This is a genomic window from Rheinheimera sediminis (genome assembly GCF_004005375.1).
Lineage (GTDB): Bacteria > Pseudomonadota > Gammaproteobacteria > Enterobacterales > Alteromonadaceae > Pararheinheimera.
Map to the genome: position 1 here is coordinate 100490 of NZ_RZUF01000004.1, position 23400 is coordinate 123889.

Here is a 23400-nt window from a genome sequence, read left to right on the forward strand (position 1 = left end):
TATCTGAAGCGCGGTGAGTGTATCAAAAATGACGTACAATGCCTATGGATGCAAATGCTGAAAGAGGCAGAGGTGAGCCGTTTGAATAAGCAAATAAATCAAAGCATAGATTATCAACTTTGGGTGAAGCGCTCTGGTTATCTGACCCTGACCTTCGCATTGACTATTTTAGTGCTGAAGTTATGGGCCGTACTAGCCACGAATTCGAGCTCTGTACTGGCTTCATTTACCGATGCATCGCTGGATTTATTAGTGTCGGTATTAAACTTTGCAGTGCTGAGTTACGCACTGCGTCCTGCGGATAGCAACCATAGTTTTGGTCATGGCAAAGCAGAAGCTGTAATGGCCTTGTTACAGGCTGCCTTTTTAACCGGCGCCGCTTTGCTGTTATTCACCCAAACGGTGAGCCGCTTTCATCAAACCGGAATGGTGCAGCAACTGGCTTTTGGTATGTGGATCACTGTGCTTTGCGCTGGCTTAACTTTAACATTGGTGTTGATCCAGCGCTGGATTATCCGGCGCACAGGCTCTTTGGCTGTGAAAGCTGATTTATTACATTATCGCAGTGACTTGCTGATGAACCTGTTGGTGTTGGTGGCACTATTTCTGACCAGCCAGAATTTTTTATGGGTAGATAATCTGGTAGCGGCACTAATCTGTGGTTATTTGCTGTACAGCGCTGTAGTACTGGCGAAAGAAGCCTTGCAGCATTTGTTGGACGAGCAATTGCCTGCTGAACAATTGCAGCGCATCAAAGACACAATACTAACCCAAACCGAAGTGTTGGCGGTCGAACAACTAAAAACCCGCCAGGCGGGGCCTGCTGTATTTATTCAGCTACGGCTGGTGTTACAGGATGATTTATCCTTGCTGGCGGCTCACTCCATAGTAGATCGAGCTGAGCAGCAACTGATGGCCTTGTATAAACAGGCGGAAGTGATTATTCACGCTGAGCCTTATTCAGAGTCTGAGTTAAGGCAGAAGTGATGATTCGAGCTCATAGTCCGACTTGAAGAAAAAACCTATTTAGTGCTCTGAACAACTGGTTACGCAGTGCATCGCTTTCAAAAATAATTTCGTGCAAGGCGCCTTCAATCTTAACTAACTCAGCGGACGGATTTTTTTGTTGATAGCGCTTTTGTTGTTCGTTATCCACTACCGGGTCTGCAGTCGCCTGAACAATCAGTTGAGGTAAAGACAAAGCCGGGGCTTGCTGTAACTCTTCAATAGCAAGCAGAGCCTGTGTCAACCAACGGCAGGATACTCCGCCTAATTGCAGTTCAGGCTGCTCCAGATAGAGTTGTCGAAACTGCTGATAACGCACCTTGCTGTGCGTCAGATGATTGCCGGTAAAAGGCTTGTCTTTATAGCGGGATTGACCCGGAAAATACCAGTTTTGCGTACTGCATAACTTGTTGAGTCTTGCCATCAGGCGGGCAAAAGGCTTAGCTATTGCTTTGGGTAAAGGGTGACTTCTTATGCCAAACATAGGGGAGCAATACACAGCCCCAATCAGCCCATGTTGTGCATACTGCTGCAGATAACGACACAAAATGGCGCTGCCCATCGAATGAGCCAGCCCCAGCAAAGGTGCTTGCTGCTGCGGCAGAATATGACACTGTAACCAGAGCGCAAAATCCTGCACATAATGCTCAAAATTAACTACGTCGCCTAAATGCCGATCCGGGTTTATTCTGTCAGACAAACCCTGACCTCTGTGATCAATCAGATGCACAGTAAAACCGGCCTGATATAAATCAAAACAGAATTCCTGATATTTCTGGCTGGCTTCAATTCGTCCGGGTGACAGCACTATTTCAGCTCTGGGCGCTGGATGGCGAAAACTACTGTAACAAAGCCGGGTTTGGTCAAAACTCAAAAAAGACTGGTGTTGGCCTTGTTGCCAGAATTGCTGCAGCACAGGCAATGCCGATGCCAGTTGTTCTTCAGTAAAACTGGCAGACAGAGGTTGAATCTTTGTATCAGGCAAAGGGCCGTCCTTCATTGTGCAGGGGTAACAGAATACGGATCACTAAACCACCGGTTTCAGGCAAACTGGCACTGATACAGCCTTGATGTTGCCGTATGGCTGAAGCAGCAATAGCTAAACCCAAGCCTGTGCCATTCTGGTGTTCACGCACTGTGGATACCCGGTAAAAAGGTGCAAAAATTTGCGATAAACTCTCTGCTGGCACGCCTGGTCCCTGATCCTGGATCAGTAACTCCAGCTGCTGTTCGTGCTGTTTCAGTATGCATAAAATCAGGCTTTGCTCAGGGCTGTATTTAATGGCATTACGCAGCACGTTTTCAATAGCACGGCCTAACAAACGTTGATCGGCATCCAGCCAGCACTCTTCAGGCGCATTCAGATGCACCTGCTGTTGTTTAGCGTCGGCTTCGAGCTGATTCAGTTCAATAATGGCATTGAGCAACTCAGTTAAATCCAGTTGCTGTTTTTCCAGAGGGTATTGACCTGCATCCAGTCGGCTGAAGGTTAACAATTCATCCAAGAGTTGATCGAGCAACTTCAATTCCATTTCTATACGTTGCAACTGAGGATGATCGCCTTGCCTTTGTTGCAACGCCAGTGCCAGTTGTGAGCGGGTAAGCGGAGATCGTAGTTCATGCGACACATCCCGCAGTAAACGCTGCTGGTTATGGATCAGGTTTTCTATCTGAGCGGCCATGGTATTAAAGCCCCGGCCTAAATCACCCAATTCATCTTTACGGGCAGCTAGCGCTGCGACTCTATTGTCGAGCTCACCTTGGGCAAATTTTAAATGGCTGCTGCTTAGTTCACGCAGAGGCCGGGTGATGGACAAGGCCAGAATTAAGCTGGCGACGGCAGATACGGCCAGCAGTAAGGTCAGCAAAAAGCCTTCCGGTAATGCATGCAATTGCCACCAGGCTTGTTCAGGCCGTTGTTTTAGCTGAAATAAGGCGACATTTTTATCCGCAGCCACTATCACTAATGGCCCCATCACAAAAGTATTTTTATACACCAGCATACGAGGCCTGTTCAGCTGCGACAGCTCAGTTAACCAGTTCGGATCAAAGTTTTTCGGTAAGGACTCAGGATTCAGCACCTGATTATTGTCTACATCGACCATCAGCCAGCGGTCTTTGTATTTGCGTTCTAAATTATGTTGTAGCTTATTGAGGCTGGTTGTTGGCTGTAAATGCTCTTTCAGGTATCTGAATTGTTCAGCCACGGGATGAGGCAAACGCCGTATTTCGGTTTGTTCAGGCCAGCCTCTTGCCAGTAAAACAGCGCCAGCTACAGCCACAGATAAAACCAGCCAGAACCATAAAAATATGCGGCCAGCCAGATAATTCACTGGGTTACAGCGCGACCAATTCATCAGTTATCACCCTGCAGTAACAGATAACCTAAACCTCTTAAGGTCTGAATTTTTTCACCTTCATCGTATTGAGCAATTTTTTTGCGGATATTACTGATATGCATATCCAGGCTTCGATCGTATGGCTGCAGTCTTTTACCTAAAGCCAACTGGCTTAAGTCTTCTTTACTGACCACATCACCCGCATGACGCATCAAGAGCTCAAGAATTTGATATTCAGTAGCTGTTAACACCAGTGGGTTATCCAGCACAGAGATCTGGCGTTTGGCGCTATCGAGTTTCAGCTGATTCACCTGCAAAGAACTGGCTTGGGGTTGCTGCTGCTGTTGCACCAGCTCGACCCGGCGCAAAATAGCTTTAATGCGCGCTACCAGTTCTCTTGGACTAAAAGGCTTCGCCAGATAATCATCAGCGCCGAGCTCAAGGCCAACCACCCTGTCTATCTCATCCCCCCGGGCTGTTAACATCAGCACAGGGCAATAGCTGTGCTGGCGTAATTGCTTCAGCACAGTTAAACCGTCCATACCGGGTAACATAATATCTAACAATACCAATTGAAAGGCGTTGGATTTAGCAAGTTCAAGACCTTCAGGCCCCTGATGTACCGCAGTAAACTGATAACCATCCAGCTGCAGGTATTCCGCCACCAGTTGGGTCAGCGCCATATCATCATCAATCATCAATATAGAAGTCATTTCAGCTCCGGCTGTTTTTTTGCCAGTGTAAAAGACAAGGCGATCTTGTTGCAGCCCTTTACACAACCTTTACGTTGGCTTTGCGCTGCTTTGCATTCAGTGTCGTAAGCTATCACTGTCGCAATGAAAGCCGAACAAGGCAAATGAGGAAAGACACTATGAAACATTCTACAGTGATTGCATTATTATTCAGTGGTTTAGTTACCGCAACCAGCATCAGCAGCTTTGCTGGTCCTGAGCGTGGTCATCAAGGCCAAGGTCCGGCAGCAGTATTGCATATGAAAGCTTTAAAAGGGCTGGATTTAACCGATGCGCAAAAAGATCAGATTAAAACTCTGATGGAACAACACCGCGCCACTATGCCAAAGCGTGGTGAAGCAAAACCAGACATGGATCAGTTAAAAGCTCTGGTACAGGCGGATACTTTTGATGAAGCTGCAGTGCGGGCTTTATTAGAGTCTAAACAAAAAGACAGACTGGATCACGAAGTGGCTCGCGCCAAATTACAGTTTGAGATCAATCAGGTACTGACGGTTGAACAAAAAGCTAAACAGGCAGAGCGTCAACAGAAATGGCAGGAAAAAGCCAAAGCAAAGGCAGAAGCCAGAGCTGAAGCCAAGTCTTAAGTTGTAGTACCAGAAAACGGCGGTCTGTTCAGCAGACTGCCGTTTTTTAGTGTCTGAAGCTCCTTATCAGTTGATCATAACGTTCAGAATATAAGTTCTAACCTATGTCGCGCGCATCAATGCAACAGGTAGCTGGCCTGACCGACTATAGAGGGCAGTAAAAAGCCGAAGCTATAGCTTTAACCTATATGCAGTAGCTGTACTATGAGCCGAATAGGTAGAGTGCAGATAAAATTTAATTTTTTACCATGGACCTTTATTGACAATTTGGCATTGAGTGTGAAAATTGTACACATTTCAACCACTGAGTTTCTGCTATAACAACAAGGTATCTATGATGAATACATATCGATTTGCCCTGCCTGCTGCAATCTGCCTGTTCGTTTTTGTAGTCCCTTCGAGCATTTATGCGCAGGACTCGGGTATCAATCCCCGCTTTTTCTACATGGTAAATGGACAACCTGTTAACAGGACTATTTCTCTTGGCGATCCAACTAATTGGAGCCTGAACCTTCAGGGTAGGCAAGGCGCATCAGCGGGCGGAAAAATAGAAATTGTGCCAGCCGAGTTTAAGGCAAAAGACGATGCTATTCGTATCAGTTGGAACCCTAAAAAGGATATCCAGGGAAATCTTGGTTTATATGGTGCCCCAATAGACATCAGTTCGTTCAAAAATACCGCCTCTTTATCTATCGATATGCGGGTTGAGAAAAAGCCAAATAAAGATGTGAATGTTGGGTTGGATTGTGGCTATCCTTGCCGGGCAGATCTTAAAATCAATGGGTTAATCAAAGCCATGCCGATGAATGAATGGTTCACTCTGCCACTGCCTCTGAACTGTTTTAAAGGTGATAATTTTGACCTGAGCAAAATCAACGGCGCTTTTACTATATCAACCAGCGGAAGACTGACGATGAGTGTCGCCAACGTACGCTTGGAAAAACTGGCTGAAGGCGAGAAAGGTTGTGTCGAGGTACAATAGTAAGAACTAACGGAGAGAAGCAGAACCTACAGGCTTCAGTCTTGCTTCTTTCCCCAAAATCTTGAGTACAAGAACACCCATTAAAAGCTGTCCTTATTTTACCTAATGTGAGCAAAGCCACCAGCAGCCTGGTCAGTAATGTCCAGTAGAACGGAGCAGTGCTCACCCGCACTGCTGACGGTTTTGTGCTGAGTCTATAACTATACTCACCGTTTTCCGCTTTCCTAAAACCCGCGGCACTGCTACCTTAGCGGCTTTTACACTCTTTGGGGAAAGCGATGAAAAAAAGCCTGTCTTATCTGAACTGGAGTTTGCGGCGTTTAAAATGGAGCAGTCTGTTCAGTTTTTTGTTGGCTGCGGCTGCAGTGGCTGTTTTTATCTGGTATCCAAAATACACAGTGCAAAGTGATGGTTCTGATTTGTTGCAGGTACCTGCTGTTTTAACTGGAATGAGCTGTGATGCGGGTGCTGATCGTAAAGGTATTATTTACCTGAAAAGTAGCTTATCGACCGAATGGTTGCCACTACAAGAGCGGCAAGACTGTGACAATACCCAGCAGTTGTATGGCTCTTTAAATAAAGAAAATCAGCTGATCTTTTTTATTGAAAACAAAGTGGGTGACTTCTCCATTCATGGCATTCGCACTGCGGCAACTAATAAAAAAATGTTATGGCCAGAGGACAACATCATTGTTATGCAAAAGTGGAACAGCCTTCCACTGGTGCTGGCTTTTATGTTTTTAATATGTGGTGTGATGTTCTGGCGCGCCTACGCTCAGCGCACCGAATTTTGAACTTCTTGTGGCTGCACTTGTTCGATACCCAAGTGACCTCAAGATGCGAGTTTCAGAGCCGCTGGGCGCTTGCAATGCAAGGCAGCCTGGCGAAGCAATGTCGACTACCTTGTGAGACAGGCTAACACCGCAGTGCAATCGCCCAGCGACTCCCGAAGGGCGGGTCTAAAAGCGCTTTATGCCGCGTTAACTGTTGTCGCTTTAGAACCACTAAAGCTTCCAACAGCTGCCTTGCCTAAAGCGCTTTTATCTCCCGCTGAATTCTTCATCTTGAAGTTACTTGGGTATAAAGCCACTGAATAAATTGCTTTACAGCAGTAGCTTGCACACTGTCGGCTTTGTAATGCAGCTGATACTGGCCCCAAGGCAACTGATAACTAAACTGACGTAAAGCAATCAGCTGACCTGCTGCTACTGAGGGGCCTGCAATAAAATCATTCGACAAGGCAAAGCCGCTGCCACAGCTAACGGCTTTCGTCGCCAACAAAGCCAGATTAACATAACGCAATTGCAAAGCCGCAGGGCTGCGCACTTGTTGATGCTGACACCACAACTGCCAATCTTCGCCTGTTTCCGAGCTATACAGAGGGTAATCCAGCAGTTCTGCTGCTTCTGCGCCAGTTAACAACTGAAACTGGGCCGGTGCACAAACTGGGTACCAAAACTCTGTGCGTAATTGCTGGCTGACAAAACCGGCTGGAGCGGGCCAGGTTCCAAGGATGATATCGTACTGCTCTGCATCGGCGTGGTGCGCCATAGACGCCATATCCAGTAAGGTGTCCAAATCCGGATAGCGCTGTTTAAATAATTCCAGTCGGGGCGCCAGCCATTCCACTGCAATAGAAGTTTGTGCCAGAATTTTTAATTGTACAGGGGGCTGATTTAATAAATGCTGAGTGACAGAGTTCAACCGGACAAAACAATCCCGCACCACTGAATACAACATATCGCCAGACTGGGTTAACTCTACACTTTTGTTTTGCCGCAGCAACAAAGGCTGGCCGATAAAATCCTCCAGCTGTTTTACCTGATGACTAATAGCGCTTTGTGTGACAAACAGCTGTTCTGCGGCTTTGCTGAAGCTTTTTAGTCGTGCTGTGGCTTCAAAAGCCTGTAGAGCTTTCAGTGGAGGTAACATAGATGAGTTCAATTCATGAGTTGTTGAGTTTATATCATTTTAATTCATGCAATCACAGTCGCATACTCAACACATCAGTTTAAAAGCGGAGTGCATAATGAGTCAGATCGGTGGTCAAACCAAACAACAAGCGCTGGACAGCTTAAGCCTAATGACGGCGGGCGCACAGCCTATAGGGCTGGCGGAATACCAGGCTCGGATCAAAAAGGCTCAGCAGTTGATGCGTCAGCACGGCATCGATGTGTTGTATTTGAATGCTGGCACTAATTTAAGCTACTTCACTGGGACTGCCTGGTATGCCAGCGAGAGGTTAGTGGGGGCCCTGCTTTTTGCAGAACGGCAGGCTGAAGCTGAATTGCTGTATATCAGCCCTGTGTTTGAAATTCCTACGCTCAGCGGTTTTCAGGTGGTACAGGGCGAAGTACTGGGCTGGCAAGAGCACGAAAACCCCTATCAATTACTGCTCGATAGCGTGAAACGCATTTGTCATAAAGCAGATGCTGTATTGGCTTTGGATGACAGCAGCGCATTTTTTATTTTTGAAGGTCTACGTCAGGCCAATCCACAGCAACAAATCCTCAGTGGTAAAGTCATCACTCAGGGTTGCAGGGCACAAAAGTCAACGGCTGAACTTGCTATTATGCAGCGGGCTATGGATATGACACTGGCAGTGCACAAAGCCGTTGCCAGTATCCTGTATGAAGGTATCAGCACTGCGGAAGTCGAAGCTTTTATCGACGAGGCTCATCGCAAAGTGGGTGCCAGCGGTTCGTACTTTTGTATTGTGTTATTTGGATCAGATTCGGCGTATCCACATGGCGTGAAAACACCAAAAAATCTGGAAAGCGGCGATATGGTGTTAATAGACACGGGTTGTCGTTTATTGGGTTATGTGTCTGATATCACTCGAAGTTATGTGTTCGGTGTACCAACAGAGCGGCAGAGGCACATCTGGGCTGTAGAAAAAGCGGCTCAGGCTGCTGCTTTTAACGCGGCAAAGTTGGGTATGGCTTGTGGTCTGGTGGATGCCGCTGCGCGCCAAGTATTAGAAACTCATGGCTTAGGGCCAGATTATGCACTACCAGGTTTACCGCACAGAACTGGCCATGGCATTGGCATGGATATTCATGAAGGCCCTTATCTGGTGCGTAATGAACATACTTTATTGGCGCCAGGTATGTGTTTCAGTAACGAACCTATGATCTGTGTGCCGGGTGAATTCGGGGTGCGGCTGGAAGATCATTTTTATATGACTGCGGCTGGTCCTCGCTGGTTTACACAACCTTCCGTCAGTATTGATCAACCTTTCGCTTAAGCCTAAAAAAAACAGCCACATTTTTCGGCTGGTTTTACCTTCGGTTGTATCCGTTAACTTTTGCCAACCTAACCATTACAAATGGTCACATGGTTTTCTGCCGTTTTTCTTAGACTGGATCTGTGCAAAAGGAGATCGAAGATGCGGCGCTTGGCTTTAGTGATGGTTTTCAGTGGGGTGTTCCTTTCAGCTTGTGATGTGGAGCTGATCTCAGGGCAAGACAAGGCCTACAATTTTAATTTTAACTCCGGATCTCAGGGCTGGGCTGCAGGCTTCTCTGACTATCCCGCTGATGAGGCGCCAATTTACCAGCTAGAGTCGGGTATCCGTGCTCTGCCCGGTGAAGCATCAGCGAAAGGATTCTTTCTCTCAGGGATGAATCGCAGCGATGATTTATTTATGTTTCTGAAAACTCAGTTTTCTAATCTGGAACCTTCAACAAAATACTACGCCAGGGTTCGCCTCACTTTTTTATCCAATGCCGGTGTTGATTGTGCAGGCGGATCGAACGCTCCGGGTGAAAGCGTTTATCTGAAGTTTGGGGCTGGCGACAGAGAGCCTAAACAAGAGGGCTACTATTTGAACCTGGACAAGGGGCAGCAATCGCAATCAGGTCGTGATGCCAAAGTAATAGGTAACGTTGCAGCACAGGGCGCTGCTTGCGATGGTTCAGTATTTGCTGAGAAAACGATACAAACTACCACCCGTGAGCGCATTCCTTTGTACAGTGACGGGCAGGGCAGAGTCTGGATTTTTGTTGGTACAGATTCAGGTTACCAAGGTTTAACCTCGCTGTACTACAAAAGCATAGAAGTTGCACTTGAGGCTTTTTAACGCTGTGTGTTGATTGCTCTGTTTTCCCACCGGCCAGATGGAGTGATGTGCCATCTGGCCGGTTTTTTTATTGATCAGGTTAAAGAGGATTTTCTATTCCATATTCAGCTCTTTTAATTTACGTGTCAGAGTGTTTCGGCCCCAACCCAGACGTTTGGCCGCATCTTGCTTGTGACCATGGGTGTAATGCAAGGCTTGTTGCAGCACAATCTTTTCAAACTCTGGCCCAGCTTCCGCCAGAATATTTTCTTCACCGGCGTTAAGTTTTTGACTGACCCATGCTGCCAGAGCCTCTTGCCAGCTTTGTTGACCCCCAGGTGTTGAGCTGGTGAGGACTTTAGGAGCACTGGTGAGTTCTGGAGGCAAGTCGGATAACAATACTTGCTTGCCACTTGCCATTACCGTAAGCCAGCGGCAGCTGTTTTCCAACTGACGTACGTTACCTGGCCAGTCCAACTGAGCTAAAAATTTCTCAGTTTCCGGGGCCAGATTTTTTGCCTCAACGTTGAGTTCACGGGCAGCTTGCTGCAGGAAATGCTGAGCCAGTTTTGGAATATCTTGTTTGCGGTCTTTCAGCGCGGGAATTTGAATACGGATCACATTAAGGCGGTGAAACAAATCTTCGCGGAACTTACCTTCAGACACCAGGATTTCCAGATTTTGGTGAGTTGCAGCGATAATACGCACATCGACACTGATGCCCTGATGGCCACCGACCCGATAAAACTGGCCATCAGCCAGTACCCGCAATAAACGTGTCTGTACGTCCAGCGGCATATCACCAATTTCATCGAGGAATAAAGTACCTCCGTCTGCTTGTTCAAAACGGCCTTTACGTAGGTTCGCGGCGCCGGTAAAAGCGCCTTTTTCGTGACCAAAGAGCTCGGATTCTATTAAGTCTTTTGGAATAGCCGCCATATTCAGCGCGATAAAAGGCTGCTCTGAACGTGGGCTGTGTTTATGCAGTGCATGAGCTACCAACTCTTTACCTGTTCCGGACTGACCGTTGATCAGCACACTGATACTAGAGCGGGATAAACGGCCAATAGCGCGAAATACTTCCTGCATAGCCGGAGCTTCGCCGATGATTTCCGGTACTTCAGTTTGTACTACAGCCTGTTGTTTTGGCTGCTTGGCCTGACTATGCGCCAAAGCCCGTTGAATAAGCGACACAGCTTCATTGATATCAAAAGGTTTAGGCAGGTATTCAAAAGCGCCTTTTTTAAACGCATTGACTGCGCTGTCCAGATCGGAATGCGCTGTCATGATAATCACCGGAAGCTCTGGTGATAAGTCCTGCAATTTGCTGAGTAAAACCATACCGTCAGTACCAGGCATCCGAATATCAGATACCACTACAGTTGGCTGTTCATATTGTAGTCTTTGTAGCATTAAGTCAGCCGAAGCGTAACTTTCACAGGCTATATCTGCCCGTGCTAATGCTTTTTCCAATACCCAGCGGATCGAATTGTCATCATCAATAATCCAGACTACTTGCTGCATTCTTCTTCTCCAGAGTTATTGAGCGGTAAATACAAAGTAAAAGCGGTTTGCCCTGGCCAGCTTTCGCAGTCAATCCAGCCACCATGCTGGTGAATTAAGGTTTGAGCTATCGACAACCCCAGACCTGTTCCGCCGGGTTTTCCTGTGACCATAGGGAAAAATAAGGTGTCTTTAATTTCAGGCGGTATACCGGGACCGTTGTCTATGACTTTAATGGCCGCGACTAAACGGTGGCGTCGTCCGTGTATAGTGTGCTGATTTAAAATCCGGGTCTGCAGGGTGATTTGACCACCCTCAGCCAGCACCTGTTGAGCATTACCAACGATATTTAATAAGGCTTGTTCAATCAGTTCAGGATCAAAGGAAAAGTCCGGGATGCTGGGGTCATAATCGCGCACAAACTGTACTTGGGTCGGGTTATCCATTTGCGCCAGCTGACTGACACGTTCCAGCACCTGATGCACATTGGATATTTGTTTACTCGGCGCTTTGTAAGGACCTAATAATCGATCGACCAGATTACGCAACCTGTCGGCCTGAGCGATGATCAGCTGAGTGTATTCTTTCTGGTCCTCATTCAGCGATTCTTCAAGTAGCTGCGCTGCCCCGCGCAAGCCCCCTAAAGGGTTTTTTATTTCGTGGGCTAAACCACGGATCAGTTCACGGGCGGCTAAATGCTGATGCTGCTGCAAGCTTTCCAAACTGATTTTACGCTGCTGGTCCACCTGACGTAGTTCTAGCATCAAAGCTAAATGCGGTTGCTCAATCAGATTGACTGTGACGTCGAGCAAGATATGACGACCATCCAGTAACACAGCTTGCACGTCACTGATGCCGAAACCTTGTCGATTTTGCAGCGCGGTTAAAAAGAAACTGGACGTTAAATCCGTATATTGAAATAAAGTGAAAAAATACTGCTGAGCCAAGCGTTTTTCACCAACACCAAACATAGCCGAACTCGCGGTATTAAAATACTGCACCTGTAACTGGCTATCCAATACCAATATGGCGGTACTGAGCTGATCGGTAAAGTCGGTGGTGGAAAAGTCCATCGTCTTTTTTTGTTGGGTCACTGCGTTCACCTACCGCACCAAAATAGTGCTTCATTTTTACAGTGTACTGTAAAATCAGACGAACTATCGTCAGGGCGCACTATTTTGGTGAAGTTATTGTCGTTTTGCGTAAATAAAAGGTTGTTACAGAACTTTCTGCAATTAGCTTGCCGTTTTGATCAAGGGCTTGTAATTGTAATTGATGGGCTCCACGTTCCACACCCAGCAAGCGAAAAGTATTGCTTTGCTGTACAGGGCTTTGCTGAGTGTTGTCCAGCACCAAACGTAGTTTATGCTGACTGGTAAGCGCCGGAATGACTTGGCTTTGCACCAGTACTTCACCCTGATTCGAGAACACTGTGCTTTCCGTTTCTGGCTTTAGTATTTTGAGTTGATAGGTCCTAGTATCGGCATCAGCCCTATTCAAAGCATTAAACCTCAGATCCGAACTATTCAACTGGGGGGGCTGACTTTGAGGAGATACTTTGAGGTCTAGCTTTTGCGCCCCAGCAAGCTGCCTGTCTGAATAAAGCGGGACGCCATTTTTATCGACGCTGACGTAGACCTGCTGGGCGACAGTGCCGCAGCAGATAAAAAGAAAGAAGATACTCAGCTTTTTCATCTGGTTTCTGATCAATAGTCTTGCTGTATTTACTCTAATGCGCCCTGCTTGAGATCTCAAATATTAACCAAAGAAAAACCCGCGACAGGCGCGGGTTTTGCTGTTGCAAGCAGGGTGTTCTCTGCCGCTTTTAATGCCAGATTAAACGCTGTAGTACAGTTCGTATTCCAGCGGGTGAACTGCGATAGAAACACGCTTAGCTTCTGCACGTTTCAGTTCGATGTAGGCATCGATCATAGCGTCAGACATGACGCCGCCTTTAGTGAAGATAGCGCGGCTTGCATCCAGTGCATCCAGAGCTTCGTCTAAAGAACCACAAACCTGAGGGATCAGTGCTTCTTCTTCTGGTGGCAGGTCATACAAGTCTTTATCCATGGCATCGCCTGGGTGGATCTTGTTCTGAATACCATCTAAACCAGCCATTAACTGAGCTACGAAAGCTAAGTACGGGTTAGCTGCCGGATCCGGGAAACGCACTTCGATACGACGTGCTTTAGCACTTGGTACCAGAGGGATACGGATAGAAGCTGAACGGTTACGGGCTGAGTAAGCCAGCATTACAGGAGCTTCGAAGTGTGGTACTAAACGCTTGTACGAGTTAGTAGAAGGGTTAGTGAAGGCATTGATTGCTTTTGCATGTTTGATGATACCGCCGATGTAGTACAGGGCAGTTTCTGATAAACCAGCATATTTATCACCAGCAAACAGGTTTACACCATCTTTTGCTAATGATTGGTGACAGTGCATACCTGAACCGTTATCACCAACCAGAGGTTTTGGCATAAAGGTTACAGTTTTGCCGTACAGGTTAGCAACGTTGTGAACAACGTATTTTAATACCTGAATTTCGTCAGCTTTCTTAGTTAAGGTATTGAAACGAGTAGCGATTTCGTTCTGGCCAGCAGTAGCTACTTCATGGTGGTGAGCTTCAACGACCTGACCCATCTCTTCCAGCACCACACACATAGCGCTACGGATATCATGGTGTTGATCTACTGGTGGCACCGGGAAATAACCGCCTTTGATACCTGGACGGTGAGCTTTGTTACCGCCTTCATATACTTTGTCTGAGTTCCATGCAGCTTCAGCTGAGTCGATAGCGAAGAAAGCGGTAGACATAGTATTTTTGAAACGCACGTCATCAAACATAAACCATTCTGGCTCAGGTCCAAACAATACAGTGTCAGCAATACCGGTAGACTTCAGGTACTCTTCAGCACGTTTAGCGATAGAGCGTGGGCAACGCTCGTAACCTTGCATTGTGCTTGGTTCGATCACGTCACAGCTGATATTAACCGTAGTTTCTTCAGAAAACGGGTCCAGTAACATGGTGTCTGCCTGAGGCATCAGGATCATGTCTGAGTCGTTGATACCTTTCCAGCCGGCTATGGAAGAGCCGTCAAACATTTTGCCGTCTTCGAAGAAATCTTCGTTGATTTGGCTGACTGGAATAGTCACGTGTTGTTCTTTACCTTTGGTATCTGTAAAACGTAAATCAACGAATCTTACGTCATTCTCTTTAATGAAACTCAGTACTGTAGATGCAGACATGCATTCCTCCGGTTTGTGCTGTTGACGGGCGTAAAAAAACGCCTGTTTTTATAATGCTGGCTCAGGCCAAAGATTTAAGTTTTCTGATGCCATTCTTGTGCCAAAGATTTATGATCATGATTTTCAAAGGTTTTTCGTTAAGCTGACTCCTGGATATACACGCATTTGCATTAATATGGTGCAATCTTGCCCCATTCTGATGCGAAGGCCCCAGACTGGTGCTTTTAAAACAGGCTCCGCCTTAACATAGCAAGTTTCATCGCCCTGTCACTAAAATACGTTGAAATATATAATCTACCCATGTACTGCCAAAAATAAGCCGTCGCAGAACACAGTTATTTTTTCTTTCTGCGTAAAAACAGAGTAGAATACGCGCCCTTGAATTCGAACAACTTTTAGTCAATGCCTAGTAGTCAAGATTATGGTCAGCTAGTGCCACAGAGGAAATATAAATGAGCGGAACCGCTTCAGCTATCGAAAAACTGCGTAATGTCGCCATTATCGCGCACGTTGACCATGGTAAAACAACTTTGGTAGACAAATTACTGCAACAGTCAGGCACTTTTGATGCCCGCGCCAAATTGCAGGAACGTGTAATGGACTCCAATGCCCAGGAATCCGAGCGCGGTATAACAATTTTGGCAAAAAATACCTCAGTACGCTGGAACGGTTATCACATCAACATTCTGGATACACCAGGTCACGCCGATTTCGGTGGTGAAGTTGAACGTGTATTGTCTATGGCTGACTCTGTATTGTTATTGGTTGACGCTGTTGAAGGCCCAATGCCACAAACGCGTTTCGTAACTCAAAAAGCTTTTGCTCATGGTTTAAAGCCTATTGTTGTTGTGAATAAAATTGACCGTCCGGGCGCACGTCCTGATTGGGTTATCGATCAAGTATTTGATCTGTTTGACAACCTGGGCGCAACTGACGAGCAGTTAGATTTCCCAGTCGTTTATGCATCAGCCATCAATGGCTGGGCGACGCTGGATTACAATGAGCCAAAAACAGATATCAACGATTTGTTCGCTGCTATTGTTGAGCACGTAGCTCCGCCAGCTGTTGAATTGAACGGTGATACTCAAATTCAGGTGTCTCAGCTGGATTATTCAAGTTACTTAGGCATCATCGGTATCGGCCGTATCAAGCGCGGTACTTTAAAGCCTAACCAGCAAGTGACAGTGATTGGTGCCGATGGCACCAAACGTAACGCTAAAGTAGGTCAGGTGTTTGGTTACTTAGGTCTGGAGCGTATTGAAGCCACTGAAGCCAACGCGGGCGATATCGTTGCTTTCACAGGTTTAGGCGAGCTGAAAATCTCTGATACCATTTGTGCTCCAAACAATCTGGATCCATTGCCAGCTCTGCAAGTAGACGAGCCAACAGTGACTATGACCTTCCAGGTCAATACATCTCCGTTTGCAGGTAAAGAAGGTAAATTTGTTACGTCACGTCAGATTTTAGATCGCTTAAATGCTGAACTGAAACACAACGTCGCTTTACGTGTTGAAGAAACTGAAGACGGTGACAAGTTCAAAGTATCAGGCCGTGGTGAATTGCACTTAGGCGTGTTAATCGAAAACATGCGTCGTGAAGGTTTTGAACTGGCAGTATCGCGTCCTGAAGTAATCATGAGAGTGGACGACGGTGTTAAAACTGAGCCAATGGAAAACGTAACCATTGACGTCGAAGAACAACACCAGGGTTCTATCATGGAAAAAATGGGTGAGCGTAAAGCTGACCTGACCAATATGCAACCAGATGGTAAAGGCCGTATCCGTATGGACTTCAACATGCCAAGCCGTGGTTTAATTGGTTTCCGTACAGAATTTATGACTCTGACGTCAGGTACTGGTTTGATGTACCACAGCTTCGACTGCTACGGTCCATACAAAGGCGGCACAATTGGCCAGCGTATGAACGGTGTGTTGATTTCTAACGCTACGGGTAAAGCAGCTGGTTATGCTATTTTCTCTCTGCAGGAACGTGGCCGTATGTTTATCAGCCATGCTGAAGAAGTGTACGAAGGTCAGGTGATCGGTATTCACAGCCGTAGCAATGACTTAACTGTAAACTGCTTAAAAGGCAAACAGTTAACCAACGTACGTGCTTCTGGTACTGACGAAGCCATCAACCTGGTTCCGCCAATCCGTTATGCATTAGAACAAGCTCTTGAGTTTATCGATGACGATGAACTGGTCGAAGTAACACCAGCATCTATTCGTATCCGTAAGCGCCACTTAACTGAAAACGACCGTAAACGCGCTGGTCGTGCTGGTTAATAAATAGTTTTAGTTGAAAAAACCGCCGCCAGGCGGTTTTTTTTCAGTGTTCAGCAAGACAAATAACAGTCGCGGTCATAGCCAGAGCCAAATAAAATCTAATGTCAGGCTTTGTAAGTCATGTATTACATCTGAACACTTCTTGGCACAATTAATCACTTCAGGCAAGGGAACCGACTGAGCTATAGTAGAGTCTGTAGAGTAAGAACTTCTGGATCATTTATTCAGAGTAACCTGCTACTGGCTTTATTGATGCCAGCTGTGGCAGGAGCCAAAACAAGAGGTGTGCTATGAGTTTTATTAAATCTGCAGTAGCTGTGTTATCCATGCTAGCGATCAGTTCCGCAATAGCTGGCGAAGTCAAAGTGGAATACAAAGACTACAAAAAGTTTACGGATATGAAACCAGCTAACGAAGCACGTGGTGCTTTTGAAAAAAGGACTATGGCCAGCTTCGATAAAATATTTGCAGACTTAGCCAAAGAATTGCCTGAGGGGTATAGCTGGCATGTGGTTGTAACAGATATAGATTTAGCTGGTGATGTGAACCATATGTTTACCCAGACTGGCCAGCAAATCAGAGTGATCAAAGATATTTTTATTCCTCGTATTAATTTTAGCTATACCCTGCTTGATCAAAATAAAGTGACAGTAGCGGAGGAGAAAGATCTTAAATTAAAAGATATGGGTTTTATGAGCAGAGGCAGTGTCAACCGTTTTGATGGCCCTTTTGAATATGAAAAGTTAATGTTGCAGCGTTGGTTTAACGACAATATCAAGATTGCAGTGGCGTCAGAGACGAAGAAAACCGCTAAATCAAATTAGCTATTTCCCGATAAATAGCAACGGCCTCTTCCCGGCTCAACTGACCGCTGGAGGCCGCTTTGCCTAGAGTGCTAGTCACACGGATAGAGTCCTGTTTTGTTTCTTCCTTTTGTGGTTGTTCTTGCGGCAGACTGGAGAGCGTCTGTTCGAGTTTGCTCTGCTGCAGTGCTGGTTGCAGCTCTTTTGAAAGTGCAGCTGCCGGTTTAGGGCGAGATTGGCTACCAAGCAAGGCTGATTGCCTTGCTTCAAGCTTGATGCTGTCTAATGACGTCGTTAAAGTGGCCATAGCGTACTCCTTCTTCTTTGTTAGAGTAGTGCAAGGGTCTTTTTTCGTTAGAATAGTTTTTTATAAACAGCTTAAAAAGTAAACTATTTTGCAATAACTTGACGGAATTCAGCCAAGGTTTTGTGTAATAACTGCATTTGTTTGACCACTCGCTGCAAGGTTGCGGTATTAAATTGCTGAGTCTGCCGCATCGCTGCCACCTGTTCAGCTGCTTCGCTTAAATAAGGCATGAACCTGTTGCTGCTGACCTGAAAACTCTTATCGTTCACAAAAATACTCTGATATTTGCCATGACCCTGTTGCTGGATATCATCTAACACTGCGTCTGCATCTAAAGCTTTGCGATACAGATCTTTTAAGTTGTGGTCCAGTTGTTCCAGTAATTGATCCATGATTTTGTCTCCAAAAAATTTTCAGCATTATGCCATAGTCAGCGACAGATGCCGATTGAGCCCTAATGCTTTCCTATCAGATTGGGAAAGATTGAGGAAGGCGGTTTGTTTTTATTTTGATTTGTTATATTATCTCACTCCCTCAAAATCGGAGTGTCGATTCGTGCTAAGTCAGGTTCGCAATACATTGGATAAAGTAGGTATAGCCATTACATCTTTGTGCGCTATCCATTGCATTATGTTACCTATATTATTGCCTTTATTGCCACTGTTAGGGTTAAGCGCCTGGCATAACCACGCCTTTGAGCAGGTCATTTTATTGATTACAATGGCGTTGGGTTTTATTACCTTGTTTGCTGGTTTCCACCGTTATCACAAAAAGATTTATCCTTTCTATTCGTTATTTTTAGGTGGCTTTATCTACTGGCAAAAAGATATTTTTGGCCATGACTACGAACATTACATTTTGATTGTCGGTGCATCTTTTGTGGTGCTGGCGCATGTCTTAAATATACGTTTATGCAATCAGTGCCACAGCTGCGATAGCCATAAACACTGACGCTCTTTTATACGCTGCTACCAGCCTCTTGCTTCCTGCGGATAATTGCAAAAAATTGCGTCTACGCCCAACTGCTGCATTTTTGCGGCAGTGACCGCATCGTTTACTGTGTAAACCCAAACTTTTAAACCGCGTTGATGGGCATCCAGTACCATGTGTTGGTTAATAAAACCTTTATCACAATTCACTGACCAGGCGCCTAGCTCTGATGCAAAGACGGCGTAATCCAGCGGTAATGAGGCTGTTAAAGCACCGAGTTTTAAATTGGGCTTCTGGGTTTTTATCTTTTTGAGCAGATGGTGATTAAAAGAAGAAATAAGCAGTTTGTCAGGGTCTGTGCCCAGTTCAGTTTCAGCTTTTGCGAGCAGTTGTAATAAAGGCTCTATAGTATCTGCGCCTTTTAGCTCAATATTCAGCAGCGTCTGATTGTTGACCAGCTGCAGCACTTGCCATAAAGTCGGAACCTGCTGACCAGAGCCTGCGTCCAGTTGCTGTAATTGCTTGAGTGTAAAATCCTGCAATAACCCTGTTCCATTGGTGGTGCGATTGACATTTTCGTCATGGATCACCACCAGAGTGTTTTCGACACAAAACACGTCAATTTCAATACCATCAGCATTTGCCAATAGAGCTTGTTCTATAGCCAGTAAGGTATTTTCCGGGTACAAACCGCTGGCACCACGGTGGGCAATAATTTGCATTTGTATTCTCCAGAAAGGTCGCAACAAGAGCCCGGCCTTGGCCAGAGGCAAAGGCGTGATATCGGCGAAATGCCAAACTGTTGCCATTTAGAAAGACCGCTATCACCCCGACAGTTACTACGTACCGCACATCCTGTACATAAAAAGCAGAGACTAAACTCTGCTTTTTATTTGATTAAGCTTTGTTGACTATCTCAGCAAAAGGCTCGCCCATACGGGTGACTGCTGTTGGATATTGCTTGTGAGTAAATTCAATCTGACCGGCCTGGAACGCCAGGATCACTGTGGATCCCAATTTAAAGCGGCCCATCTCAGCTCCTTTTTCTAAAGTCACAGCCTGAGGCCCAGCAGCAGGGTAAGTCCAGCGGAATACATCTTTACCAGTGGGTGGCGTCACAGTACCAGCCCATACAGTTTCTATGCTGGCCACTATAGTTGCACCTACTAACACCAAAGCCATAGGACCCAGTTCAGTGTCGAAAATGGTCACTACACGCTCGTTACGGGCGAATAAGTCAGGTACGTTTTCGGCCGTTAACGGGTTTACTGAAAACAGGTCGCCTGGCACGTAAATCATTTCACGTAAGGTGCCTGTGATAGGCATATGGATACGATGATAATCTTTAGGCGCCAGATAAATGGTCGCGAACTTACCGCCGGCGTAGGGAGCAGCTGTAGCTGCATCACCACCTAATAAAGCCTGCAAAGAGTAGTTGTGGTTCTTCGCCTGGATCAGCTGACCATCGACAATATCACCCAGCTGGCTAATAGCGCCGTCTACCGGCTGGCAGACCACATCAGCATCCGCAGTGATAGGGCGTAGGCCGTCTTTTAAAGGCCGGGTGAAAAATTCATTAAAGCTAGCGTAGTCGGACGCTTTTTCAAATTGGGCTTCAGCCATATTAATTTTATAAGCTTTGATAAAGAGGTTAATCAGCGCGTGACTGATAAAACCTAAACGTGCTGCCGCCAGATAGCCAACAAGACGAGACAATAAATGCTTTGGCAAAGCGTATTGCAATGCGATTTTGACTTGATCCATAGTGGATTTAAACCTCAGGGTTGAAAATAATTCGGTTTATCCTGCGCCATACTGAGCAGGATTTTATGATAATTGGCAAAGCGCTCCGGATGGATTTCACCAATGCTGACTGCATGCTGTAAAGCGCAGCCCGGATCGTTTAAGTGTTTACAATCACGGAATTTGCAGCGGCCCAGCCATTCTTTAAACTCCGGGTAACCCAAAGCTATTTGCTCAGGCTCTAAGTGCCATAAAGCAAATTCCCGTATACCTGGCGAGTCAATTAAATCGCCGCCGTCGGGTAAATGATACAAACGCGCTGTGGTGGTGGTGTGTTGGCCTAAACCAGAGTTTTCCGACACCTCACGGGTCTCCGCAGAAATATCAGGCAACAGGTTATTCACTAAAGAGGACTTACCCACACCAGATTGACCAACAAAAATACTGACGCCTTGCTTCAGGTAGGAGTCCAGCTGCGCTGTACCTTCCCCTGTTTTGGCGCTGAGTAATAAAAACTCGTAACCAATTTTTTGATAGATCGCCAGTTGCTGATCGATTTCCGCACGCTGTTCATCTGTCAGTAAATCAATTTTATTGAGTAATAATAAAGGCTTGATATGCATGGCTTCGGCCGCTATTAAATAGCGATCGACAATATTCAGCGAAAACGCAGGTAAAACGGCTGAGACAATAATCATTAAATCTATATTAGCCGCCACAGGTTTTAAACCATCATAAAAGTCGGGGCGCAGTAATACAGATTCGCGTTCAGCTACAGCTTCAACCACGCCTTCAGGGCCACCGCCCGGTACTTTAGTACGGCAGAATACCACTTTGTCCCCTGTGACTAAGGAGTTAATAGTGCGACGGATATTACAGCGGAAAATCTGGCCTGAGCTATCTTCAATATCGGCATGTTGACCAAAACGACTGATCACTAAGCCATGTTCGGCTTCAGCCAATAAGTCAGAATCCAGCTCTTTTTTGTTGGTTTTGTTCTGAGCCCTGGCTAAACGACGATCCTGATTGGCAGCTATGCGTTGATGCTGGCGTTGATTGAGGTGCTTTTTTTTGGTCACTGTGGCCTTGTGTCTTTACTGTCGCCTGACTGCGGCGGTTTTTACTTTGCTTAAGGCATAGTATGATACCGCTATTCGGGCAAGTTACAAAGCGGCAAAACTGGCCGCATATAAGCAAAGGTACTAAGCATGGCGAGCAACGACAATAATCTGGTGTGGATCGATCTGGAAATGACAGGTCTGGATCCGGAAAAAGATGTGATCCTTGAGATGGCCACTATAGTGACTGACAGCCAGTTAAATATTCTGGCTGAAGGTCCAGTATTTGCCATTAAAACACCAAAAGAAGTTTTAGATGCTATGGACGACTGGTGTACTGAAACACATGGCAAAAGTGGTTTAACTAAACGTTGTTTAGAAAGTGAAACTGATTTAGCTGCTGCTATGGCACAGACTATACTTTTCCTGTCGGACTATGTACCAGCAGGCAAATCGCCTATGTGTGGTAACAGCATAGGTCAGGACAGACGTTTTTTAGTCAAGTATGCGCCAGAATTTGAAGCCTTCTTTCATTACCGTAATCTGGATGTCAGCACAGTCAAAGAGTTGGCCAGAAGATGGTATCCTGAAGTCACTAAGCTGGTGAAAAAGTCATCAAGTCACCTGGCTCTTGATGATATTCGGGAATCTATTGCTGAATTAGCAGTTTATAAAACGCATTTTTTCAAAATTCCTGAATAAAATCTCTTGCAAAGGTCATAGAATTTTGTAAAATGCGCGCCGCTTCGAACGAAAATTCATTTGAAGCGGTTTTTTTAGTAATCTTCTTTATAACCAAACTAAAGAAGAGTAATTACAAAAAACAGGATGCGGGCATAGCTCAGTTGGTAGAGCGCGACCTTGCCAAGGTCGAGGTCACGAGTTCGAGCCTCGTTGCCCGCTCCAAATCAAATTGGTCCACCAATAACCAGTTTGAAATAAAAAATCAGTAATACCCCTAAGCGGGCATAGCTCAGTTGGTAGAGCGCGACCTTGCCAAGGTCGAGGTCACGAGTTCGAGCCTCGTTGCCCGCTCCAAATTTAAGTGTTCTTCAGCAGTTGCTTCACTCTAATCCAACAGTACCCACGCGGGCATAGTTGTGTTGGTAGAGCGCGACCTTGCCAAGGTCGAGGTCACGAGTTCGAGCCTCGTTGCCCGCTCCAAATTTCCATTTCATGTGTAAACTTCCTTTTTCACTTCTGTTCTACATTCCTACTTAATTTTTCGCCTTTAACCCAACTTGCTGGCTGATTTTATTACTGCTATCTTTGCCAGACTAAAACCTACAGGTAAGACCAGTATGAAGGCTATCAATAAACTTGGCCGCTATGTCGCCAAAATCAATAATTACTCGCCCTGGCTTCGCTCGCCTTTATTGAGTTTGTTATTTGGCAAAGCAGTGAAATTCGCGGGTACTGCATCAGTCAAAGTCGATGTATTAAATTTTCAGCAGGCGCAGTTGAGTCTGGCGAATAAAACCAAAGTACAAAACCACATAGGTTCTGTGCATGCGGCTGCTATGGCCTTACTGGGTGAGTCGGCCAGTGGCTTTTTAGTAGGTTTGCATGTGGCCGACGATCGTATTCCGCTATTAAAGTCGATGCAGCTGAATTACGTTAAGCGTGCAACGGGTAAGCTGGTGGCAACTGCGTCTTTAACTGAAGACCAAGTCAAGTTTATTCGTGACACTGAAAAAGCTGAAATCACTATGCTGGTAAAAATTACTGATGAAGTGAATGTTGAGCCAGTTATTGCCGAGTTTGTCTGGGCCTGGGTGCCTAAGCAGAGAAAATAGAGAC

Annotated in this window: 24 protein-coding genes and 3 tRNA genes; 14 read left to right on the plus strand and 13 right to left on the minus strand. The window is 45.9% G+C overall.

Features of this window, described 5'->3' with window-relative positions; genetic code table 11:
- The first annotated feature begins 81 nt into the window (after positions 1 to 81).
- Positions 82 to 987: a cation diffusion facilitator family transporter gene (locus tag EMM73_RS03665; RefSeq protein WP_186435116.1), complete on the plus strand. Its 906-nt coding sequence runs from the start codon at positions 82 to 84 to the stop codon at positions 985 to 987.
- Positions 988 to 997: 10 nt separating this feature from the next.
- On the opposite strand, the gene EMM73_RS03670 is transcribed toward EMM73_RS03665, so the two are convergent.
- From EMM73_RS03670 to EMM73_RS03680, 3 genes are read right to left on the minus strand one after another with little or no spacing between them, the layout of a single operon-like run.
- Entirely contained in the window at positions 998 to 1990 is a 993-nt protein-coding gene (locus EMM73_RS03670; RefSeq protein WP_186435117.1) for an alpha/beta fold hydrolase, read from the minus strand.
- Positions 1983 to 3362: an ATP-binding protein gene (locus EMM73_RS03675; protein ID WP_127685110.1), complete on the minus strand. Its 1380-nt coding sequence runs from the start codon at positions 3360 to 3362 to the stop codon at positions 1983 to 1985. The genes EMM73_RS03670 and EMM73_RS03675 overlap by 8 nt, the downstream gene beginning before the upstream one ends.
- Positions 3362 to 4057: a response regulator transcription factor gene (locus EMM73_RS03680; protein WP_127685111.1), complete on the minus strand. Its 696-nt coding sequence runs from the start codon at positions 4055 to 4057 to the stop codon at positions 3362 to 3364. The genes EMM73_RS03675 and EMM73_RS03680 overlap by 1 nt, the downstream gene beginning before the upstream one ends.
- A gap of 158 nt (positions 4058 to 4215) precedes the next feature.
- On the opposite strand from EMM73_RS03680, the gene EMM73_RS03685 reads away from it, so the two are divergent.
- The 3 genes from EMM73_RS03685 to EMM73_RS03695 all read left to right on the plus strand — a co-directional run bounded on the left by EMM73_RS03685 (position 4216) and on the right by EMM73_RS03695 (position 6459).
- Positions 4216 to 4683, plus strand: a complete 468-nt coding sequence (locus EMM73_RS03685; protein WP_186435118.1) for a Spy/CpxP family protein refolding chaperone — start codon at positions 4216 to 4218, stop codon at positions 4681 to 4683.
- 337 nt (positions 4684 to 5020) lie between these two features.
- Entirely contained in the window at positions 5021 to 5665 is a 645-nt protein-coding gene (locus EMM73_RS03690; protein ID WP_127685113.1) for a putative glycoside hydrolase, read from the plus strand.
- 278 nt (positions 5666 to 5943) lie between these two features.
- Positions 5944 to 6459, plus strand: coding sequence for a hypothetical protein (locus tag EMM73_RS03695; RefSeq protein ID WP_127685114.1), 516 nt, complete (start codon positions 5944 to 5946; stop codon positions 6457 to 6459).
- A gap of 265 nt (positions 6460 to 6724) precedes the next feature.
- Here the strand turns inward: EMM73_RS03695 and EMM73_RS03700 are convergent, their stop codons facing one another.
- Entirely contained in the window at positions 6725 to 7597 is an 873-nt protein-coding gene (locus tag EMM73_RS03700; protein ID WP_127685115.1) for a LysR family transcriptional regulator, read from the minus strand.
- Between the two features lie 97 nt (positions 7598 to 7694).
- Between EMM73_RS03700 and EMM73_RS03705 the strand changes: the two genes are divergently transcribed.
- Both EMM73_RS03705 and EMM73_RS03710 read left to right on the plus strand, forming a co-directional pair.
- Positions 7695 to 8912 (plus strand): M24 family metallopeptidase, encoded by a 1218-nt coding sequence (locus EMM73_RS03705; protein WP_315851036.1) that lies wholly within the window; start codon positions 7695 to 7697, stop codon positions 8910 to 8912.
- A 141-nt stretch (positions 8913 to 9053) separates the two neighbouring features.
- A complete protein-coding gene (locus tag EMM73_RS03710; protein ID WP_127685116.1) occupies positions 9054 to 9746 on the plus strand; it encodes a hypothetical protein in 693 nt (230 codons plus the stop codon).
- Positions 9747 to 9839: 93 nt separating this feature from the next.
- Here the strand turns inward: EMM73_RS03710 and glnG are convergent, their stop codons facing one another.
- From glnG to glnA, 4 genes are all read right to left on the minus strand, one after another.
- A complete protein-coding gene (gene glnG, locus EMM73_RS03715; RefSeq protein ID WP_127685117.1) occupies positions 9840 to 11249 on the minus strand; it encodes a nitrogen regulation protein NR(I) in 1410 nt (469 codons plus the stop codon).
- A complete protein-coding gene (glnL, locus tag EMM73_RS03720) occupies positions 11237 to 12322 on the minus strand; it encodes a nitrogen regulation protein NR(II) (protein WP_261373317.1) in 1086 nt (361 codons plus the stop codon). Before glnL ends, glnG begins: the two co-directional genes overlap by 13 nt.
- Before the next feature lie 79 nt (positions 12323 to 12401).
- On the minus strand, positions 12402 to 12659 hold the full coding sequence (locus EMM73_RS19990) for a hypothetical protein (protein ID WP_186435119.1): 258 nt from the start codon (positions 12657 to 12659) through the stop codon (positions 12402 to 12404).
- Between the two features lie 405 nt (positions 12660 to 13064).
- A complete protein-coding gene (gene glnA, locus EMM73_RS03730) occupies positions 13065 to 14474 on the minus strand; it encodes a glutamate--ammonia ligase (protein WP_127685119.1) in 1410 nt (469 codons plus the stop codon).
- Between the two features lie 452 nt (positions 14475 to 14926).
- On the opposite strand from glnA, the gene typA reads away from it, so the two are divergent.
- Positions 14927 to 16759, plus strand: a complete 1833-nt coding sequence (typA, locus tag EMM73_RS03735) for a translational GTPase TypA (protein ID WP_127685120.1) — start codon at positions 14927 to 14929, stop codon at positions 16757 to 16759.
- 290 nt (positions 16760 to 17049) lie between these two features.
- On the plus strand, positions 17050 to 17583 hold the full coding sequence (locus EMM73_RS03740; protein ID WP_127685121.1) for a DUF3016 domain-containing protein: 534 nt from the start codon (positions 17050 to 17052) through the stop codon (positions 17581 to 17583).
- On the opposite strand, the gene EMM73_RS03745 is transcribed toward EMM73_RS03740, so the two are convergent.
- Positions 17570 to 17869, minus strand: coding sequence for a hypothetical protein (locus EMM73_RS03745; RefSeq protein ID WP_127685122.1), 300 nt, complete (start codon positions 17867 to 17869; stop codon positions 17570 to 17572). The two genes, EMM73_RS03740 and EMM73_RS03745, sit on opposite strands and share 14 nt — an antisense overlap.
- 83 nt (positions 17870 to 17952) lie before the next feature.
- On the minus strand, positions 17953 to 18261 hold the full coding sequence (locus tag EMM73_RS03750) for a prephenate dehydrogenase (protein ID WP_127685123.1): 309 nt from the start codon (positions 18259 to 18261) through the stop codon (positions 17953 to 17955).
- A gap of 163 nt (positions 18262 to 18424) precedes the next feature.
- Here EMM73_RS03750 and EMM73_RS03755 point away from each other — a divergent pair, with 163 nt between their 5' ends.
- Positions 18425 to 18820, plus strand: coding sequence for a MerC domain-containing protein (locus tag EMM73_RS03755; protein WP_127685124.1), 396 nt, complete (start codon positions 18425 to 18427; stop codon positions 18818 to 18820).
- Between the two features lie 17 nt (positions 18821 to 18837).
- Here the strand turns inward: EMM73_RS03755 and EMM73_RS03760 are convergent, their stop codons facing one another.
- The 3 genes from EMM73_RS03760 to rsgA all read right to left on the minus strand — a co-directional run bounded on the left by EMM73_RS03760 (position 18838) and on the right by rsgA (position 21621).
- A complete protein-coding gene (locus tag EMM73_RS03760) occupies positions 18838 to 19521 on the minus strand; it encodes a glycerophosphodiester phosphodiesterase (protein ID WP_127685125.1) in 684 nt (227 codons plus the stop codon).
- A gap of 175 nt (positions 19522 to 19696) precedes the next feature.
- Positions 19697 to 20563, minus strand: coding sequence for an archaetidylserine decarboxylase (asd, locus tag EMM73_RS03765; protein ID WP_127685126.1), 867 nt, complete (start codon positions 20561 to 20563; stop codon positions 19697 to 19699).
- Between the two features lie 14 nt (positions 20564 to 20577).
- Entirely contained in the window at positions 20578 to 21621 is a 1044-nt protein-coding gene (gene rsgA / locus EMM73_RS03770; RefSeq protein WP_127685127.1) for a small ribosomal subunit biogenesis GTPase RsgA, read from the minus strand.
- 129 nt (positions 21622 to 21750) lie between these two features.
- On the opposite strand from rsgA, the gene orn reads away from it, so the two are divergent.
- From orn to EMM73_RS03795, 5 genes are all read left to right on the plus strand, one after another.
- Positions 21751 to 22302, plus strand: coding sequence for an oligoribonuclease (gene orn / locus EMM73_RS03775; RefSeq protein WP_127685128.1), 552 nt, complete (start codon positions 21751 to 21753; stop codon positions 22300 to 22302).
- 128 nt (positions 22303 to 22430) lie between these two features.
- Positions 22431 to 22506 (plus strand) — tRNA-Gly (locus tag EMM73_RS03780).
- Positions 22507 to 22562: 56 nt separating this feature from the next.
- Positions 22563 to 22638, plus strand: a tRNA-Gly gene (locus EMM73_RS03785).
- A gap of 50 nt (positions 22639 to 22688) precedes the next feature.
- Positions 22689 to 22764, plus strand: a tRNA-Gly gene (locus EMM73_RS03790).
- A gap of 137 nt (positions 22765 to 22901) precedes the next feature.
- The gene (locus EMM73_RS03795; protein ID WP_127685129.1) at positions 22902 to 23396 is read left to right on the plus strand and encodes a DUF4442 domain-containing protein; all 495 of its coding nucleotides are present in this window, start codon (positions 22902 to 22904) and stop codon (positions 23394 to 23396) included.
- Positions 23397 to 23400 lie beyond the last annotated feature (4 nt).

What these genes read in the sequence shown, in the direction of transcription:
- EMM73_RS03675 (WP_127685110.1), bottom strand. Translation starts at nt 3,362, where the DNA reads ATGAATTGGTCGCGCTGTAACCCAGTGAATTATCTGGCTGGCCGCATA.
- EMM73_RS03680 (WP_127685111.1), bottom strand. Translation starts at nt 4,057, where the DNA reads ATGACTTCTATATTGATGATTGATGATGATATGGCGCTGACCCAACTG.
- EMM73_RS03685 (WP_186435118.1), top strand. Translation starts at nt 4,216, where the DNA reads ATGAAACATTCTACAGTGATTGCATTATTATTCAGTGGTTTAGTTACC.
- EMM73_RS03690 (WP_127685113.1), top strand. Translation starts at nt 5,021, where the DNA reads ATGAATACATATCGATTTGCCCTGCCTGCTGCAATCTGCCTGTTCGTT.
- EMM73_RS03695 (WP_127685114.1), top strand. Translation starts at nt 5,944, where the DNA reads ATGAAAAAAAGCCTGTCTTATCTGAACTGGAGTTTGCGGCGTTTAAAA.
- EMM73_RS03700 (WP_127685115.1), bottom strand. Translation starts at nt 7,597, where the DNA reads ATGTTACCTCCACTGAAAGCTCTACAGGCTTTTGAAGCCACAGCACGA.
- EMM73_RS03705 (WP_315851036.1), top strand. Translation starts at nt 7,695, where the DNA reads ATGAGTCAGATCGGTGGTCAAACCAAACAACAAGCGCTGGACAGCTTA.
- EMM73_RS03710 (WP_127685116.1), top strand. Translation starts at nt 9,054, where the DNA reads ATGCGGCGCTTGGCTTTAGTGATGGTTTTCAGTGGGGTGTTCCTTTCA.
- glnG (WP_127685117.1), bottom strand. Translation starts at nt 11,249, where the DNA reads ATGCAGCAAGTAGTCTGGATTATTGATGATGACAATTCGATCCGCTGG.
- glnA (WP_127685119.1), bottom strand. Translation starts at nt 14,474, where the DNA reads ATGTCTGCATCTACAGTACTGAGTTTCATTAAAGAGAATGACGTAAGA.
- typA (WP_127685120.1), top strand. Translation starts at nt 14,927, where the DNA reads ATGAGCGGAACCGCTTCAGCTATCGAAAAACTGCGTAATGTCGCCATT.
- EMM73_RS03740 (WP_127685121.1), top strand. Translation starts at nt 17,050, where the DNA reads ATGAGTTTTATTAAATCTGCAGTAGCTGTGTTATCCATGCTAGCGATC.
- EMM73_RS03745 (WP_127685122.1), bottom strand. Translation starts at nt 17,869, where the DNA reads ATGGCCACTTTAACGACGTCATTAGACAGCATCAAGCTTGAAGCAAGG.
- EMM73_RS03750 (WP_127685123.1), bottom strand. Translation starts at nt 18,261, where the DNA reads ATGGATCAATTACTGGAACAACTGGACCACAACTTAAAAGATCTGTAT.
- EMM73_RS03760 (WP_127685125.1), bottom strand. Translation starts at nt 19,521, where the DNA reads ATGCAAATTATTGCCCACCGTGGTGCCAGCGGTTTGTACCCGGAAAAT.
- asd (WP_127685126.1), bottom strand. Translation starts at nt 20,563, where the DNA reads ATGGATCAAGTCAAAATCGCATTGCAATACGCTTTGCCAAAGCATTTA.
- orn (WP_127685128.1), top strand. Translation starts at nt 21,751, where the DNA reads ATGGCGAGCAACGACAATAATCTGGTGTGGATCGATCTGGAAATGACA.
- EMM73_RS03795 (WP_127685129.1), top strand. Translation starts at nt 22,902, where the DNA reads ATGAAGGCTATCAATAAACTTGGCCGCTATGTCGCCAAAATCAATAAT.